Source organism: Aeromonas intestinalis (genome assembly GCF_054052485.1).
The window spans coordinates 405,704-421,128 of the sequence record NZ_JBSTYK010000002.1 but is presented as its reverse complement, the minus strand read 5'-3'; the positions used below and the strand labels follow the sequence as shown (position 1 = coordinate 421,128).

16 protein-coding genes and 5 tRNA genes are annotated in these 15,425 nt (G+C 62.7%); 16 read left to right on the top strand and 5 right to left on the bottom strand.

Going from position 1 to position 15,425, the window contains the following annotated elements; genetic code table 11:
* The first annotated feature begins 129 nt into the window (after positions 1-129).
* The 3 genes from ACW5W7_RS04185 to ACW5W7_RS04175 all read left to right on the top strand — a co-directional run bounded on the left by ACW5W7_RS04185 (position 130) and on the right by ACW5W7_RS04175 (position 1,109).
* Positions 130-600 (top strand): MarR family winged helix-turn-helix transcriptional regulator, encoded by a 471-nt coding sequence (locus tag ACW5W7_RS04185; RefSeq protein ID WP_349922165.1) that lies wholly within the window; start codon positions 130-132, stop codon positions 598-600.
* Complete coding sequence (locus ACW5W7_RS04180) at positions 597-785, top strand: DUF4250 domain-containing protein (protein WP_434668006.1); 189 nt, start codon at positions 597-599, stop codon at positions 783-785. Before ACW5W7_RS04185 ends, ACW5W7_RS04180 begins: the two co-directional genes overlap by 4 nt.
* A 147-nt stretch (positions 786-932) precedes the next feature.
* Positions 933-1,109, top strand: a complete 177-nt coding sequence (locus ACW5W7_RS04175; protein ID WP_349922163.1) for a hypothetical protein — start codon at positions 933-935, stop codon at positions 1,107-1,109.
* Positions 1,110-1,193: 84 nt separating this feature from the next.
* On the opposite strand, the gene ACW5W7_RS04170 is transcribed toward ACW5W7_RS04175, so the two are convergent.
* Entirely contained in the window at positions 1,194-1,781 is a 588-nt protein-coding gene (locus ACW5W7_RS04170; RefSeq protein WP_349922162.1) for an FMN-dependent NADH-azoreductase, read from the bottom strand.
* 226 nt (positions 1,782-2,007) lie between these two features.
* Between ACW5W7_RS04170 and ACW5W7_RS04165 the strand changes: the two genes are divergently transcribed.
* From ACW5W7_RS04165 to ACW5W7_RS04150, 4 genes are all read left to right on the top strand, one after another.
* Positions 2,008-2,898 carry a DMT family transporter gene (locus tag ACW5W7_RS04165; protein WP_349922161.1) on the top strand — a complete coding sequence of 297 codons (891 nt, stop codon included), beginning with the start codon at positions 2,008-2,010 and terminating at the stop codon, positions 2,896-2,898.
* Positions 2,899-2,983: 85 nt separating this feature from the next.
* A complete protein-coding gene (gene purT / locus ACW5W7_RS04160; protein ID WP_456500858.1) occupies positions 2,984-4,162 on the top strand; it encodes a formate-dependent phosphoribosylglycinamide formyltransferase in 1,179 nt (392 codons plus the stop codon).
* Between the two features lie 106 nt (positions 4,163-4,268).
* A complete protein-coding gene (hxpB, locus tag ACW5W7_RS04155) occupies positions 4,269-4,928 on the top strand; it encodes a hexitol phosphatase HxpB (RefSeq protein WP_456500857.1) in 660 nt (219 codons plus the stop codon).
* 396 nt (positions 4,929-5,324) lie between these two features.
* On the top strand, positions 5,325-5,528 hold the full coding sequence (locus tag ACW5W7_RS04150) for a CPXCG motif-containing cysteine-rich protein (RefSeq protein ID WP_042023780.1): 204 nt from the start codon (positions 5,325-5,327) through the stop codon (positions 5,526-5,528).
* 140 nt (positions 5,529-5,668) lie between these two features.
* Here the strand turns inward: ACW5W7_RS04150 and ACW5W7_RS04145 are convergent, their stop codons facing one another.
* Positions 5,669-6,280 carry a riboflavin synthase subunit alpha gene (locus tag ACW5W7_RS04145; RefSeq protein WP_456500856.1) on the bottom strand — a complete coding sequence of 204 codons (612 nt, stop codon included), beginning with the start codon at positions 6,278-6,280 and terminating at the stop codon, positions 5,669-5,671.
* 137 nt (positions 6,281-6,417) lie between these two features.
* On the opposite strand from ACW5W7_RS04145, the gene ACW5W7_RS04140 reads away from it, so the two are divergent.
* The 7 genes from ACW5W7_RS04140 (at position 6,418) to ACW5W7_RS04110 (ending at position 8,836) form a co-directional block, all read left to right on the top strand.
* Positions 6,418-6,624, top strand: coding sequence for a YaeP family protein (locus ACW5W7_RS04140; protein WP_349922157.1), 207 nt, complete (start codon positions 6,418-6,420; stop codon positions 6,622-6,624).
* Between the two features lie 147 nt (positions 6,625-6,771).
* Positions 6,772-8,151: an MATE family efflux transporter gene (locus ACW5W7_RS04135; protein ID WP_434667989.1), complete on the top strand. Its 1,380-nt coding sequence runs from the start codon at positions 6,772-6,774 to the stop codon at positions 8,149-8,151.
* 173 nt (positions 8,152-8,324) lie between these two features.
* Positions 8,325-8,401, top strand: a tRNA-Val gene (locus ACW5W7_RS04130).
* Between the two features lie 16 nt (positions 8,402-8,417).
* A tRNA-Val gene (locus ACW5W7_RS04125) sits at positions 8,418-8,494 on the top strand.
* 21 nt (positions 8,495-8,515) lie between these two features.
* Positions 8,516-8,592: transfer RNA gene (locus tag ACW5W7_RS04120), tRNA-Val, on the top strand.
* Positions 8,593-8,649: 57 nt separating this feature from the next.
* Positions 8,650-8,726 (top strand) — tRNA-Val (locus ACW5W7_RS04115).
* Positions 8,727-8,759: 33 nt separating this feature from the next.
* Positions 8,760-8,836: transfer RNA gene (locus ACW5W7_RS04110), tRNA-Val, on the top strand.
* A 192-nt stretch (positions 8,837-9,028) separates the two neighbouring features.
* Here the strand turns inward: ACW5W7_RS04110 and ACW5W7_RS04105 are convergent.
* Positions 9,029-11,461 (bottom strand): DNA polymerase II, encoded by a 2,433-nt coding sequence (locus ACW5W7_RS04105; protein ID WP_456500855.1) that lies wholly within the window; start codon positions 11,459-11,461, stop codon positions 9,029-9,031.
* 165 nt (positions 11,462-11,626) lie between these two features.
* On the opposite strand from ACW5W7_RS04105, the gene ACW5W7_RS04100 reads away from it, so the two are divergent.
* Both ACW5W7_RS04100 and ACW5W7_RS04095 read left to right on the top strand, forming a co-directional pair.
* Positions 11,627-12,292, top strand: a complete 666-nt coding sequence (locus tag ACW5W7_RS04100; protein ID WP_456500854.1) for a hypothetical protein — start codon at positions 11,627-11,629, stop codon at positions 12,290-12,292.
* Between the two features lie 48 nt (positions 12,293-12,340).
* Positions 12,341-13,225 carry a pirin family protein gene (locus tag ACW5W7_RS04095; protein ID WP_456500853.1) on the top strand — a complete coding sequence of 295 codons (885 nt, stop codon included), beginning with the start codon at positions 12,341-12,343 and terminating at the stop codon, positions 13,223-13,225.
* 83 nt (positions 13,226-13,308) lie between these two features.
* Here the strand turns inward: ACW5W7_RS04095 and ACW5W7_RS04090 are convergent, their stop codons facing one another.
* Together ACW5W7_RS04090 and ACW5W7_RS04085 are read right to left on the bottom strand one after the other, a co-directional pair.
* Positions 13,309-14,169 (bottom strand): PA4780 family RIO1-like protein kinase, encoded by an 861-nt coding sequence (locus tag ACW5W7_RS04090; RefSeq protein ID WP_456500852.1) that lies wholly within the window; start codon positions 14,167-14,169, stop codon positions 13,309-13,311.
* 241 nt (positions 14,170-14,410) lie between these two features.
* Positions 14,411-15,406 (bottom strand): LpxL/LpxP family acyltransferase, encoded by a 996-nt coding sequence (locus ACW5W7_RS04085; protein WP_456500851.1) that lies wholly within the window; start codon positions 15,404-15,406, stop codon positions 14,411-14,413.
* Positions 15,407-15,425 lie beyond the last annotated feature (19 nt).

The following is a 15,425-nucleotide window of genomic DNA, read 5'->3' as shown; positions in this document are numbered from 1 at the left end:
GGCCTGACACGTGCGCCACCGCACATTTTTCTTTTGCATTCTCAGACAAATGCCCTTGTGTTCCGTATCATCAAGGTCAAAGTATCAAGAGAAACTGCACCCGATGCAGCCGTTACAGCAGGATGCCTTATGTCAAAAATCATTGAGCTGCTCGCCCACTACCCTCCCTATCAGCTGGTACACGCCGCTGAGATGGTGCGCGATACCTTTGAACAGTTTTACCAGCAGCGCTATCAGCTGACGGTACCCCAGTGGCGCCTGATGATGGTGCTCGGCCCCAACTATCCCATCAGCCAGAAGGAGCTGGTGGAGGCGAGCGGCATGGACAAGGTGCGGATCTCCCGCGAGATCCATCGCCTGGTGGAGAAAGGGATCCTGTTCACCGAGAGCAGCCCCCAGGACAAGCGCATCAGCCTGGTCTCCTTCACCCATGCCGGGCTGGTGCTGTTCCAGCAGCTCAAAACCGAGGCCGGCAGTTGGCAACACACCCTCACCGATTATCTGCCCGCCGAGGCGCGGGAGAGCATCCGTCTGCATCTGCAGAGCGTGAGCGACGCCATCGAGCAGCTACACCTGCTGGATCAGGAGAAGCAACCATGAATCTCAAGAACTTCGCCACCATGGACATCAACATCCTGCTGAGCACAATCAACATGCAGTTGCGTGATCACTACGATGATCTCGACGATCTCTGCCGCGCGCAGGAGCTGGACAAGGCCGCCCTGGAAGCCCGTCTCGCCAGCGGTGATTTCCACTATCAGGCGGCGCAAAAGCAGTTCAGATAGGGATCCGGATCACAGAGTGCCCAGCCGGGCTGGCTCTGACGGCAAAAGCTGCTAAGGTGGGATGACCTGTTGCCTGAGGTATGGATACATCAGGCTGTCACACAGAGCGGATAACGTATCCGTGCACCACTAGCCAAGGACGACGCCATGCACCTGACCCGACAGACCAGCCTGATCATCATCAGCGCCCTCTTCACGATCAGCCTCTTCTTCCCCCAGTTACCCGACAGCACCGAGCAGTGGCTCAGCAGCCTGCTGCTGGGATCCCTGGTCGTCGTCTGCCTGCTGGTCGGCAGCGGTTGTCGCCACTTCCTGCGAGACTGACCCCATCCGGCCTGGCCGGATCCTTAAAAACACAACGCAGCCCGAGGGCTGCGTTGTCGTTTCGTCTGGCGTAAGAACGCGGATTTAGATAGCCAGGGCTTCCAGCTGCTCTTTTGCCTGCTCGATACCCTTGGCTTGCGCTTCCGGGCCCATGCCCATGCCTTCGGCGTAGATGAAGTCCACATCATGGATGCCGATGAAGCCGAGCACGGTACGCATGTAAGGGGTGACCAGGTCGGTGGCATTGCCCACGTGCAGGCCACCGCGGGGGCTGACCACCAGGGCGCGGGTATTTTCCACCAGGCCAACCGGGCCGGTTTCGGTGTAGCGGAAGGTCACGCCAGCACGAGCCACCAGATCAATCCAGTTTTTCAGCTGGGTCGGGATGTTGAAGTTGTACATGGGAGCCGCAATCACTACCAGATCGCTCGCTTTCAGCTCGGCAACCAGTTCGTCGGATTGTGCCAGCACGGCCAGTTGACGCTCGCTCAGGTTCTCGCCACCGCGCAGACCGAAGGCCAGCTCGCCATCCAGCACCGGCAGGTTCAGGGCAGCCAGGTCACGCACAGTGACGTTGTCATCCTGGTGGTCGGCCAGGAAGCCGTCGATCAGGGCGTTGGACTGGGAGTATTGACCCAGGATGCTGGACTTGAGTACGAGGATGTTGGCCATGGTAAGACTCCATTTGGTTATCAGTTAGACAGTCACACTGTCGATGGAGACCACTATAAAGATTGGCTTTCATCCCTGAAAGCGAAAATAGATGCTCAACTTGTTCAAAATTTTTGATGTTTGGATACTTCCTCGCCACCCAGGCTTGCGCCAAGCCCCCCGCCCTTGGCAGAACAAACGATTGCCGTTATGATCCGCCGCACTTTTTTGCATGATTCCGGATCCCATGGCACTCCCTCGCAGGCACTCCCCCTTTGCCGGTGCAGTCTGGATGATGGTGGCAGGTCTCTGTTTCGCCGCCGTCAACAGCCTGAGCCAGTATGTCAGCTTCAAGCTCGGCCTCGCCTCCACCCAGGTCGCCTTCCACCAGTACCTGATCGCCCTGGTCTGCCTGCTGCCCTGGCTCATCCGCCACGGCCTGCGCCAATCCCTGATGACCAATCAGCTGCGTCTGCACCTGCTGCGGGTGGCCCTTGCCGTCATCGGCATCCAGTTCTGGCTCTGGGCGCTGGCGGTGCCTGTGCCCATCTGGCAGGGGATTGCCTTGTTGATGACCTCGCCGCTGTTCGCCACCCTGGGGTCTGCCCTGCTGCTCAAGGAGCAGGTGAGCCGGGCCCGCATCCTCGCCACCCTGGCGGGCTTTGTGGGGGCCATGCTGATCCTGGCGCCCTGGACCGACGATTTCAGCTGGGCCTCCTTGCTGCCGGTGGCGGCCGCCCTGTTCTGGGCCGGTTACTCCCTGCTGGTGCGCTATCAGGCGGCGAGCGAGTCGTCCCACACCATCGTCGTCTACCTGCTCATCTTCAGCACCCCGTTCAACGCCATGCTGGCCCTGCCGGAATGGCAGTGGCCCACCCAGACCCAGTGGCTGCTGGTGGCGGCTTCCGGGGTGCTGTCGGCGCTGGCCCAGATGTCCATCGCTCGCGCCTACAGCGTGGCCGAGGCCTCTTTCGTTCAACCGTTCGATTTTGCCAAGCTGCCCATGAACGTGCTGGCCGGCTGGCTGGTATTTGGCTGGGCCCCCCCTGGCCGATTGTGGCTCGGTGCCGCCATCATCATTGGCGCCATCACGCTGCTGACCCATCTGGAGCAGCGCGCCCACAAGTCCGTTTCCTGAGGTACGCCATGCGTGCCTCTTTTTTTGTCCGCCCGTTGGCCACACTGGTGGCCGTACTATGGCCATCGACCTGAGGAGAGATCGAATGTTTGGAACCGCCACCCGCCCCTCTGCCACCCGCGCCCTGCTGCTGGGCTCGGGGGAGCTCGGCAAGGAAGTCGCCATCGAACTGCAACGTCTTGGCATCGAGGTCATTGCCGCCGATCGCTACGCAGGCGCCCCCGCCATGCAGGTGGCGCACCAAGCCCATGTGCTGGACATGCTCGATGGCGCCGCCCTGCGCGCCCTGGTCAATCAGGTCAAACCCGACCTCATCATCCCCGAGATTGAAGCCATCGCCACCGACACCCTGGCAGCCCTCGAACAGGAAGGGGTGAACGTGGTGCCGAATGCCCGTGCCACCCAGCTCACCATGAACCGGGAGGGGATCCGCCGCCTCGCCGCCGAGGAGCTGGACCTGCCTACCTCGACCTATCGTTTTGCCCAGAACAAGGCAGAGTTTGACGCCGCCGTGGCGGCCATCGGCCTGCCCTGCGTGGTCAAACCGGTGATGAGCTCCTCCGGCAAGGGCCAGAGCCTGCTGCGCGATCTTGCCAAGCTGGACGACGCCTGGACCTATGCCCAGGAGGGGGGCCGGGCCGGTCGTGGCAAGGTGATCGTCGAGGGCTTCGTACCCTTTGACTACGAGATCACCCTGCTCACGGTGCGGGCGGTGGATGGCATCCACTTCTGCGATCCCATCGGCCACCGCCAGGAGGATGGCGACTATCGCGAATCCTGGCAGCCCCAGGCCATGAGCGAGCTGGCCCTGGCCCGCGCCAAGGAGGTCGCCGCCAAGGTGGTCGAGGCCCTCGGCGGCTACGGTCTGTTCGGGGTCGAGCTGTTCGTGCAGGGGGAAAACGTCTGGTTCAGCGAAGTTTCCCCCCGTCCCCACGACACCGGCATGGTGACGCTCATCTCCCAGGATCTCTCCGAGTTTGCCCTGCACGTGCGCGCCATCCTGGGGCTGCCCATCGGCGCCATCAACCAGTACGGGCCGAGCGCCTCCGCCGTGGTACTGCGGGACGGTTACAGCCAGGATATCCGCTATCAGGGCATTGGCGAGGCGCTGGCCCTGGTGCCAGGCGCCCAGCTGCGGCTCTTTGGCAAGCCGGAGATCGCCGGTCGCCGTCGCCTCGGGGTCGCGCTCGCCCGTGGTCTGCACTGCGAGGAGGCCATCGCGCGGGCCAAGGCGGTGGCTGCGAGCGTCGAGATCATCCTTTAAGCAGACGCCACCTTGGGCATGATCGGGCGCAAGGGGCAGTGCAATGCCCCTTTTGCATTTGCCCGTCCGGCTTATAATCCCCCTTCAACCTTGTCAGGAGTCAATGATGTTAACTGCCGTGATCTTCGATATGGACGGTGTCCTGATCGATTCCGAACCCTTTTGGCAACGAGCCCAGATGGCCGTATTCTCCGAGCTTGGCCACTTCCACACCGAGGAAGATTGCAACTCCACCATCGGCGTGCGCATCGATCAGCTGGTGGCGCACTGGTATCGCATTCGCCCCTGGAGCGGCCCGAGCCAGGAAGAGGTGGTACAACGCATCCTGGATCAGGTGATTGCCCTCATCCTGAGTGAAGGCCAGCCCAAAGAGGGCGTGCTGGAGGCGCTGGCAATGATGGAGGCCCGCGGCCTCAAGATCGGCCTCGCCACCTCCTCTCCCTTCTCCATGGTGGAGGCGGTGCTCGGCAAGCTCGGCATCAAGGAGCGCTTCCTCGCGGTGCACTCCGCCGAGGTAGAGCGCTTTGGCAAACCCCACCCGGATGTCTACATCCACGCCGCCGAGAAGCTCGGCGTGCTGCCGGTGCACTGTCTGGCCATCGAGGACAGCTTCACCGGGCTGCTGGCTGCCAAGGCCGCCTCCATGAAAGCACTCATCGTGCCGGATCCCGCCCTGGTGGGCGATCCCCGTCTCGCCATCGCCGATCACGAGCTCCGCTCACTGGCCGAGCTGAATGGCGACATGCTGGAACGCTGGGTAGCCTGAGTCAGCCGGATAGCAAGGCGCTGATCGTTCCCATGCATCCCGCCCTGGTGGGCGATCCCCGTCTCGCCATCGCCGATCACGAGCTCCGCTCCCTGGCCGAGCTGAATGGCAATATGCTGGAATGCTGGATAGCCTGAAACGCTGACCCTGGTTAAAAGCCCCGCCTGCGCGGGGCTTTCTATTTTCCTCCCGCCAGCCCATAAGCTGGGCTGACGTATTTGGCCCACGTCAGCAATAACGGACAATCAGTGTTGCGAGACCCCGCGCAAGCCTGTCTGCCCCCTCAGCCCGCCGCCGCGGCCCCTTTCCCTAAACGTGCGCTTGCTCGCGGATGCCTCTGCCCTCCCCGACTAGAATCAGGGGAAAGAGGCGGCCAGTCGGCCCCGGGAGGTCACCATGATCGAGTACACCAGCAAGCGCATCGTCTGCCCCCACTGCGGCCACCACACCCGAGTCGAGCTGGACGCCAGCCAGGGGGATCAGGAGTTCTACGAGGATTGCATGGCCTGCTGCAACCCCATCCACCTGCGGCTGCACCGGGACGAGGTGCGCGACTGCCTGCAGCTGTTTGTGGATGCGGACGACGAGCAGCTGTTCTAACGGCGCCGGGCACTGCTGTTACCCTGCACAAGGCAGTGACGTGAACTGCCTGACTTAGATTTGACGATATAAACGATCTATAAAATGTAAAAAAGGCCAGCAATCTGCTGGCCTTTTGGCATCCATCACGAGATGTCGGATTAACTGCGGGCCGCCAGCACCCGCTCCACCGTGTCGACGATGGCCTGGGTCTGGGGATCGATCTCGATGTTGGTGCGCCAGCCCGCCTTGACCCAGCCCAGGTTGGTACGGGCCAGGGTCTCGGGAATGAGGTTGACGCAGAACTCATGCTCCCGCACCTCGCCGACAGTCAGGCTGATGCCGTCGATGCCGATGTAACCCTTGGTCAGCACGTATTTCATGAGCTCAGGGGCCAGGCGATACCACACCTGGCGATTGTTCGGGGTGTCGATGACCGAGATGACGTCCGCCGTGCCCATGATGTGGCCGGACATGGCGTGGCCGCCTATCTCGTCACCGAAACGGGCCGCCCGCTCCACGTTCACCTTGTCCCCAATCTTCAGCGCGCCCAGGTTGGTGAGGCGCAGGGTCTCCTGCATCAGATCGAAGCTGACCAGCTCCCCTTCGATCCGGGTCACGGTCAGGCAGCAGCCGTTGTGGGCAACGGAGGCGCCGAGCGCCAGCCCCTCGCCCCAGGCCGGGCTCGGCATGCGGATCACGTGGGTGCGAAAATTGGGCTGCTCGGTGAAGGCCACCAGTTCGGCGGTGCCCTGTACTATGCCGGTGAACATGTCTCGTCTCCTGCTTGTCCAAAAAATTGCTGGCAGGTTAACCCCCACCATTTCGCAAGACAAGCGCAGCGGCTGACAAGGCGGGCGGCGATCGCTATAGTGACGGCAGTCAGACTCGGCTATCAAAGGAAGTAAATATGCAGGTATATCAATGCTGTGAAGCCATTCGCATCGCCTATAACCAGATTGGCTCGGGGGAGCAGGGTTATGTGCCGAACGCCATCGCCGCCACCATTCGCGCGCTCAACGCCGTGGCAGGTGACGAGCGAGTGCCCAGTGATCTGCGCGAGCAGGCCGCTTACGCCGCCGCCAACCTGCTGATCAGCGATCACGAGGACGCCTGATCCCGGCCCCCCCGTCAGCGCTTTCCCGTCGGCGGTTTTTCAGGCTAGAATGACACCCCCGCTCTTTGTCTCCCCGGCTCCGGGGAGGCAAAAGCTCCTCTCAATTACCCGTTCTTTCCCTATTATCTGATCCACTCGGAGGTGTCAGTGCAACGTTATTGGTCCGAGGCGAAACAGCTCGTTCGTCTTGCCAGCCCCATTCTGGTCGCCCAGGTGGCCCAGATCGCCATGAACTTTGTCGATACCGTGATGGCGGGACAGGTCAGCGCCGTGGATCTCGCCGCGGTGTCGGTGGCCTCCAGTTTCTGGCTGCCGATCATCTTGCTGGTACAAGGCATCATCATGGCCCTCACCCCCATCGTCTCCCAGCTCAACGGCGCCCGTAAACGGGACGAGATCCGCCCCGCCGTACACCAGGGCTTCTGGCTGGCGCTGATGGTGACCCCCATCGCCATGGTGGCCCTCTATTTCAGCCCGCTGGCGCTGCAATTCATGGACGTGGATCCCGTGATGGCCGCCAAGACCGCCGGCTATCTGCATGCCATTCTCTGGGGCCTGCCCGCCTTCGTGCTGTTCCAGGTGCTGCGCAACTTCAGCGAGGGGCTCTCCCACACCATGCCCACCATGGTGATCGGCTTCGTGGGGCTCGCGGTCAATATTCCGGCGAACTACATCTTCATCCATGGCCACTTCGGCATGCCCAAGCTCGGTGGCGTGGGTTGCGGCGTGGCCACCGCCATCGTGCTCTGGGCCATGCTGCTGGCGATGATCGTCTATGTGAAATTCTCCTCCCATTTCAAGAAGATCAACCTGTTCTCCCAGCTCGCCCGCCCCAACGGCAGCCGGCTCTGGCGTCTGTTCCGCTTGGGCTTCCCCATCGCCATGGCCATCTTCTGTGAGGTGACCCTGTTTACCGTGGTGGCCCTGATGCTGGCGCCGTTTGGCGCAGAGACGGTGGCGAGCCACCAGATAGCGCTGAACTTCTCGAGCCTGGTGTTCATGCTGCCCCTGTCCATCGGGGTGGGGGTCACCATCCGGGTCGGCCACAACATCGGCGAAGGCCGGCCGGATCATGCCCGGGTCGCCGCCCGCACCGGCCTGATGCTGGGGATGGCAGTCGCCGCCGGCACCGCCGCCATCACTGTACTGCTGCGCGAACATATCGCGGGGATCTACACCGATGACCAGCAGGTGATAGCCCTGGCGGCGATCCTGTTGTTCTTCGCCGCCATCTACCAGATCTCCGACTCGGTACAGGTGGTGGCCGCCGCGGCCCTGCGCGGTTACAAGGACACCCAGGCCATCTTCTACATCACCATCGTCGCCTACTGGGGCATGGGGCTGCCCACCGGCATGATCCTGGGACTGACCGACTGGGTGGTGCCGCGCATGGGCCCGCAAGGCTTCTGGGTCGGCTTCATCGTCGGCCTGACCGGCGCCGCCCTGATGCTGGGGGCTCGCCTGCGCATCATCTATGGCCGCTTCGCCAGCCCCGAGGCCTGCACCGCCCTCTCCCGGGCCCAGTGATCGAGGCCGATGAGCAGCATCGCGAGCCGCGCTTTCCAGGCGGCTCGCCTGCAAAATCAACAGGCTGCGCAAGAACTGGGCAAACAGTCTCCTTTGTGCATGTCCCTTGTTGACAGCCTTGGGGGCCATGGGTAGTATGCCGACCACGCCAGCAATGCTGGCGTTGTTGAAGTGGGTTTATAGCTCAGTTGGTTAGAGCACTACCTTGACATGGTAGGGGTCGTTGGTTCGAATCCAATTAAACCCACCACTTATTTGTTCGTGATGCGTCCTTAGCTCAGCTGGTTAGAGCACCACCTTGACATGGTGGGGGTCGGTGGTTCGAATCCACTAGGACGCACCATCACGATACAACACAGAATTTGCGTCCTTAGCTCAGCTGGTTAGAGCACCACCTTGACATGGTGGGGGTCGGTGGTTCGAATCCACTAGGACGCACCATATTGCCGTGAGTGAGCACATCTGCTCCATCACGGGGATAACAGCACGGAACGATGTGGGTTTATAGCTCAGTTGGTTAGAGCACTACCTTGACATGGTAGGGGTCGTTGGTTCGAATCCAATTAAACCCACCACTTCCCTGCAATCAAAGTCGCACAGCGCACCCTGCGTCCTTAGCTCAGCTGGTTAGAGCACCACCTTGACATGGTGGGGGTCGGTGGTTCGAATCCACTAGGACGCACCAGATTTAAAAAGCCCGCTTCACAGCGGGCTCTTTGCATTTCAGCTTTCGGCAATTCTCTGGAGAGGAAAACGGGTTTGTACCGGCATGACCTCGCCTCCCCCGACGTCGTTATCACCACTGCGCTCCCCACATCTTCCTGTTTATTCTTTTTCTTTGCACAGCAGCAGCTTTTACTCCTACTGCCTCTTGGGGCTAGAAGAGATCCAGCTGCTGGCCGCAGATCCGCTCGAACGACTCGCCGATGAAGGGCAGGATGGCATCGGCGATGGGTTTGAGCTGCTTGTCGATGTAGTGTTCGTAGTCGATGGCACTGCGCCGATATTCCAGCGGCTCTGGCCCGTTCATGGTCACCAGGTAGGCGATGGTACCCCTGTGCTGGTAGCGCTGGGGCCGACCCCGACGCAGGTTCTCCTCGTCCGCGAGTCTGGCTGCGCGCACGTGGGGGGGCACATTCTTCTGGTACTCCTCCAGCTTTTGCCGCAGCCGCTTGCGATAGACCAGCAGATCGTCGTGCAGGCCGGCCCGGGTTTCGTCCACCATGGTGCGTACATAGCCGCTGGGATCCGCATCGTGAAATACCAGTTCATAGAGCCGGGTCTGGAACTGCTTGGCCAGGGTTGTCCAGTCGGTGCGCACGGATTCGAGCCCCTTGAACACCAGCAGCTCCTCCCCGCCCTCGCCCACCAGGCCGGCATAACGCTTCTTGCTGCCCTTATCCAGCCCGCGGATGGTGGGCATGAGGAAGCGGCGGTAGTGAGTCTCGTATTCGATCTCGAGGTAACAGGGCAGGTCGAACTCACGCTTGATCAGCGTCGTCCAGTTGGCGTTGATCATGGCGGCCAACCGCTTGCCGATCTCGTCCGCCTCCTCGGCACTGACTGCCCGCCCCAGATGGACGAAGGTGGAGTCGGTATCCCCGTAGATCACCTCGAAGCCCTCGCCCTCTATCCACTCCCGGGTCTGCTGCATGATGCCGTGACCGCGCAAGGTGATGGAGGACGCGAGGCGCGGATCGTAGAAGCGGCACCCGCCGGAACCCAACACCCCGTAGAAGGAGTTCATGATGATCTTGATGGCCTGGGAGAGCGCCTTGTTCTTCGCCGCCTTGGCCCTGTCCCGCGCCGACCACAGGGTGGCGATGAGGTCGGGCAGAAAATGGCGGGTGCGGGAGAAGAGGGCGCCGCGAAAACCGGGCACGGCGGTATCGGGTTGCTGCAGGCCCTCTATCAGCCCCATGGGATCGATGCAGAAGGTGCGGATGATGCTGGGATAGAGGCTCTTGAAATCCAGCACCAGCACGTGGCGGTAGAGGCCGGGCTTGGAGTCCATCACATAGCCGCCGGGGCTCGCGAGGCCGCCGTCGGTAGGCAGATTCGGGGCCACGTAGCCGCCCCGGTGCAAGCGCGGCAGATAGAGGTTGGTGAAGGCGGCCACCGAGCCCCCTACCCGGTCGAGTTCGAGGCCTGTGAGGGAGGCCCGCTCGATGGCAAAGGGGATGAGGTGGCAAAAATCGAAGATCTCCCACACCAGCTTGCAATCTTCCAGGTTGTAGCGGGCGAGCGCTTCTTTATCCGAGTGGAACAACTCGGTGATCTTCTCCCCCCGATTGGCCACATCCTCGATGTCCTTGCCACGGCCCAGCAGCTCGCTCGCCACCGAATCCAGGCTGTAGCTCGCAAACTGCCAGGTCGCACTTTTCAGGGTGTCGATGCCATCGAGCACCATGCGACCCGGGATGATGACGTTGCCGCTCTGGGGATCGTTACGCGACGAGCGCCAGAAACAGAGCTCACGCCCTCGCCCAAGGCGCAGTCGCCGCCCGCCGAGCTCGGCCCGGCGCAGCAGCAGGCGAAAGTCGAAGTTGACCACGTTCCAGCCGATCACCAGATCCGGATCGTGACGGGTGAACCAGGCCTCCAGCGCGCCGAGCAGGGCATTCTCATCCGCCACCCACTCGATGGGGGTCTCCCAGCTATCGGAGTCCGCCTCAGGCACACCGATCATGATGACTCGCGCATCCTGCTCGCCATAGAGCCCCACAGAGAAGAGCGCCCCGTCCATGGCACACTCCACGTCCAGCGACACCCAGGAGAGCACCGGGGTCGCCCCCTGAGGCGCACAGCGTGCCTCGTTGACCTCCCAATAGCCCTGCTTGCCCCCCTTCTTCAGCACCCGGCCATCGAAGCGCACGCCGGCGGTGATGAAACGCTCCATCAGGTAGCGCTCCGGCAGCCGGATATCCGATTCAAAATGCTCGAGACCACGGATGAGCAGCAGTTCGATGGCCCGATGAAAGGCGCTCAGGGTGGAGAAATAGCAGCCCACCACGGCCCGGCCATCGAAGGTATGCATGGGCAGCCGGCGAAACCGGCCGCTCACGCCGGATCCCTTGAACAGCTCGGCCGCCTCCTGCATGTGGCGCTCGGGCAGGAAGAACACCGGCTCCTGTCCCGGCACCACCAGCCGTACCGGCCCCTGGGCGCTCCAGAGCCACATCACGATCTCGGTATGCGAGCCCGCCCCGTTGCGCCCACGCACATCCCGCCCGTGACGGGTCAGGATGAAACCGTCCTGGGGAGGCAGGTCCGGTGCAAGAAGGGGGCTGGGGGCTGGGGTCACACTCATGACGGCATAGGGAACAGGGTCTGGGATGGACCTATTGTACGTTCATACAGTACCTTGCCGCAAATGCCGTGCAAGGGGCGCAGGCTCCCCTTTTCCTCCCGCGTCTGCCATCTGGCCGCGGATTGGTGCATATTAACGTTATCATCAGCCATCGCCGGAGCCCCCATGCGTATTTCCCTGCTCATCCCCCTGCTGGCCGCCGGTCTCGCCGGTTGCAGCTCTTCTAGCTCGTCGGTCGGCGTGGGGGTCGGCACCGGCTATTACGGCAGCGCCTACGGCGCCTATCCCTGGTGGTATGACGACTACTTCTACTACTGGGATCACTACTACCCCTGGTGCTGCGACAATCAGGGGGATTTCGACGAGCTCATCAAGAAGTGGTGGAGCGGGCTGGATGGGGATCGCCAGCAGGAGATCAAAGACAAATTCCACGACTGGCAGGACAACCACGGGGGTGCCGATCTCGCGGCCCTGCGGGGCGATTTCGCCACCCGCTGGCATGCCATGTCCCCGGAGCAAAAAGAGGCGCTGCGCGAACACAGCAAGCTGCGCCCGAGCGTCAGCAACCCCGAGCGCGCCCCCCGCTCTCCGCTGGATGAGAGGGCCGCCCGCGCCGGACTGGATCGCAGTGCAGGAGGCGAGCACGGCGCCCTGCTCCCCACCACCCGGCCCCAGACAGAAGGCGGCTTGCTGGCCCCCGCGCAAACGCGTCCCGAGAGTGAACTCAGACCCCATCTGCCGAGCAACCTGGCGCCCCCCCTCGCCCGCCCCGCCATGCCTCACCGGATGGCGCCTCCCATGCGCAGCTTTCCGGGGATCCGCCGCCGATAACCCACCCACACTTCACGTTTCACGTCACCCCAGTGCAAGGAGCACCCCATGACACAACAGTGGCAACGCATCCCCTCCCGCATCACGGACGTGGGGGGCATCCCGGTCGCCCGCGCCATCCCGGTCAAGGAGAGGCGCACCATCGGGCCCTGGTGTTTTCTCGACCACATAGGGCCGACCCGGTTCGCCCCGGGCGCCAGGGGGATGAATGTCGGCCCCCACCCGCACATTGCCCTGCAAACCTTCACCTGGATGCTGGCTGGCGAGATATTGCACCGTGACAGCCTCGGCAGTGAGCAGATCATACGGCCAGGGCAGGTCAATCTGATGACCGCCGGACGCGGCATCGCCCACACCGAGGAGACGGTGGCGGGCCACCCCGACCTGCACGCCGCCCAGCTCTGGATAGCACTGCCCGAAGCCCATCAGGATGCCCAGCCCCGCTTCGATCACTACCCGGACCTGCCTCGCTGGCAGGAGGACGGGATAGCCCTGACCCTGCTGATCGGCGAGCATGGCGGACATCAGGCCCCCACCCTGCACTTCTCTCCCCTGATCGGGCTGGATCTGCACAACGACGGGCAGAGTGAGTCAACCCTCTCCCTCCCCCTGGATCCCCAGTTTGAGCATGGTCTGCTGCCCCTGCAGGGTGAGGTCGCCGCCTCGGGCCAGTCCTTCGCCCACGAAGAGCTGCTCTATCTGCCCCCCGGGACGCCCCGGGTCGAGCTGACCCTGGCCCCGGGGGCCAGGGTGCTGGTGATAGGAGGCGAGCCCCTGGCCCAGGCGCTGCAGATCTGGTGGAACTTCGTGAGCTTTGACAGGGAGGCCATTCGCACCGCCGCCGCCGACTGGGAGAGCGGCCACCCCCGCTTCGGGGAGGTGGTGGGCTACGCTGGCCCCCGTCTCAGCGCCCCGCCCCTGACCGGGATCTGAGACTGCCGCCATGGCAGACACCAACGAAAAGAGCGCCCTCGGCGCTCTTTGTTTTTTGCGTGATTAGCAGCGTGGCAGCGGGATCAGAACCCCTCTTCCTGCTCTGCCTGCAGGCGGGCACGACGCGCCATGGCCTCTTCCTGGGCGCTCTCGATCTCGTGCAGCACGGCGTCGAGATCGATGGCTTCGGTGCTCTCCTCGAACAGGCCGGTCAGCTCGGTTTCCGGGCCGAGCCTGCCATCTTCGAACAGCGCCCACATCTCCCGGGCGTAGCGGGTTTTGAGCAGCTCGGGCGCATACATGCCGTAATAGGCGCGCATGTTGTTGACGTCGCGCTCCAGCATGGCCTTGGCCTGATTGTTGGCGGCGGCATTCACCACCTGGGGCAGGTCGATGATGACGGGCCCCTCTGCATCCACCAGCACGTTGAACTCGGAGAGATCCCCGTGAATGAGGCCGGCACAGAGCATGCGCACCACGTAGCGGATCACCTTGCCGTGATCGACGAGGGCCTGCTCCGGGGAGAGGGCCACATCGTTGAGCCGCGGCGCCACATTGCCATCCTCATCGGTGATGAGTTCCATCAGCAGGACGCCATCCAGGCAGACATAGGGTCTGGGTACCCGCACATTGGCGGCTGCCAGCTTGAACAGGGCGTCCACTTCGGTGTTCTGCCACACCTCTTCGTGCTGCTTGCGGCCGTATTTTGAGCCCTTCTCCATGGCGCGGGCGTCACGACTGCCCCGCACCTTGCGCCCTTCCTGATAGACCACAGCCTGCTTGAAGCTGCGCTTGGCCGCCTCTTTATAGACTTTGGCGCAGCGGATCTCGTCGCCGCAGCGCACCACATAGACGTCGGCCTCTTTGCCGCTCATCAGCCGGCTGATGACATCGTCGACCAGGCCGTCATCAACCAGAGGTTGGATTCGATTTGGAATTTTCATGACCGCCCTTTTACCTTATTTGCACCTTGTTTGCACCCTGTTTGCATCTCATTCTCCTCTGGCAAGATAACGCGAGCCGACCCCGCTCGCCATCCCCCATCAAGAGCCTGACATCCAGACCTTGTCGCACCTCATTTCGTGAACACCACAGGGGCCTGGCCCCGGCGCGTCCCCCATTAGACGTGAGGCAAATCCCGGGCCACATCATGCAAAACGGCCCGCGAGGGGCCGTGAAGATGAGTCAGGCGTCGGGGGGCAGCCCCTGGCGGATGCGCCTGATCCCCTCTTCGTAGAGGCCGTCCTTGCCCTCGTTATCCTCCTGTGTCTCGAAGATCTTGAGAAACCACATGTACTGCTCCGGGAAGCGGGTGAGTTGCCGCTCCACCATGCGGTTCATGGCATTGACGTCGGCCATCAGATCCTCGGTAGGATAAGGGTCGAACGGTGCCTCTATCTCCATCCGGTAGCAGTGCTCGTCCTCGTCATAGCAGGCCAGCACCGGCACGGCCCTGGCGCCGGTCAGCTTCACCAGCTTGGGCAGGGCCGGCAGTGTCGCCTTGGGGTGGTTGAAGAAGGGCACGAAGAGGCTGGCATCCCGGCCGTGATCCTGATCCGGCAGGTAGAAGAAGCTGTCTCCCGAGCGCAGGGCCTTGATGGCCGGCTTGATGCCGACGCTACGCTCATAGACGCGCCCTCCCTTGCTGCGTTCGCGGTTGATGTACCAGTCGAACACCGCATCCTTGGGGCTCTTCATCATGGTGCACAGGGGAACCCCCTCGTCCGTGATGAAGCGGCCTATGGTGTCCACCGCCCAGGTGTGGGGCACCACGAAGATCATCGGACGACCGGCGGCACGTTCGGCTTCGATGTGTTCCCAGCCACGCACCTTCATGCGCCCTTTCAGGTACGCCTTGCTGCGCCAGGTCATCTCGCCAAAGCCCATGAAGGTCTTGAGACCGGTACGAATGGACTTGAGCAGCAGCGCCTCGCGCCCGGCCTCGTCGAGCTCGGGGAAGCAGATCTTGATGTTGGTCTCGGCGATATAGGCCTGTTTCCTGGAGTAGCGCAGCAGCAGGGGCGCCATGCCGTCGGCCAGCCTGTCGCGCAGCCTTGCCGGTGTCCAGGCGAGCCCGGAGAGCAGACCGAGGGCCAACCAGCTGCCCCACCATTTGGGATGCAGCAGACGGGGATGAAATGAGGTGTCGAACACCGGATCTTGTGCGGACATGGTCGCCATCGAATCGTCAAAACAGACC

Bases quoted from the DNA above. Each gene is read 5' to 3' on its own strand.
- ACW5W7_RS04185 (WP_349922165.1), top strand. From the start codon at position 130: ATGTCAAAAATCATTGAGCTGCTCGCCCACTACCCTCCCTATCAGCTG.
- ACW5W7_RS04180 (WP_434668006.1), top strand. From the start codon at position 597: ATGAATCTCAAGAACTTCGCCACCATGGACATCAACATCCTGCTGAGC.
- ACW5W7_RS04175 (WP_349922163.1), top strand. From the start codon at position 933: ATGCACCTGACCCGACAGACCAGCCTGATCATCATCAGCGCCCTCTTC.
- ACW5W7_RS04170 (WP_349922162.1), bottom strand. From the start codon at position 1,781: ATGGCCAACATCCTCGTACTCAAGTCCAGCATCCTGGGTCAATACTCC.
- ACW5W7_RS04165 (WP_349922161.1), top strand. From the start codon at position 2,008: ATGGCACTCCCTCGCAGGCACTCCCCCTTTGCCGGTGCAGTCTGGATG.
- purT (WP_456500858.1), top strand. From the start codon at position 2,984: ATGTTTGGAACCGCCACCCGCCCCTCTGCCACCCGCGCCCTGCTGCTG.
- hxpB (WP_456500857.1), top strand. From the start codon at position 4,269: ATGTTAACTGCCGTGATCTTCGATATGGACGGTGTCCTGATCGATTCC.
- ACW5W7_RS04150 (WP_042023780.1), top strand. From the start codon at position 5,325: ATGATCGAGTACACCAGCAAGCGCATCGTCTGCCCCCACTGCGGCCAC.
- ACW5W7_RS04145 (WP_456500856.1), bottom strand. From the start codon at position 6,280: ATGTTCACCGGCATAGTACAGGGCACCGCCGAACTGGTGGCCTTCACC.
- ACW5W7_RS04140 (WP_349922157.1), top strand. From the start codon at position 6,418: ATGCAGGTATATCAATGCTGTGAAGCCATTCGCATCGCCTATAACCAG.
- ACW5W7_RS04105 (WP_456500855.1), bottom strand. From the start codon at position 11,461: ATGAGTGTGACCCCAGCCCCCAGCCCCCTTCTTGCACCGGACCTGCCT.
- ACW5W7_RS04100 (WP_456500854.1), top strand. From the start codon at position 11,627: ATGCGTATTTCCCTGCTCATCCCCCTGCTGGCCGCCGGTCTCGCCGGT.
- ACW5W7_RS04095 (WP_456500853.1), top strand. From the start codon at position 12,341: ATGACACAACAGTGGCAACGCATCCCCTCCCGCATCACGGACGTGGGG.
- ACW5W7_RS04090 (WP_456500852.1), bottom strand. From the start codon at position 14,169: ATGAAAATTCCAAATCGAATCCAACCTCTGGTTGATGACGGCCTGGTC.
- ACW5W7_RS04085 (WP_456500851.1), bottom strand. From the start codon at position 15,406: ATGGCGACCATGTCCGCACAAGATCCGGTGTTCGACACCTCATTTCAT.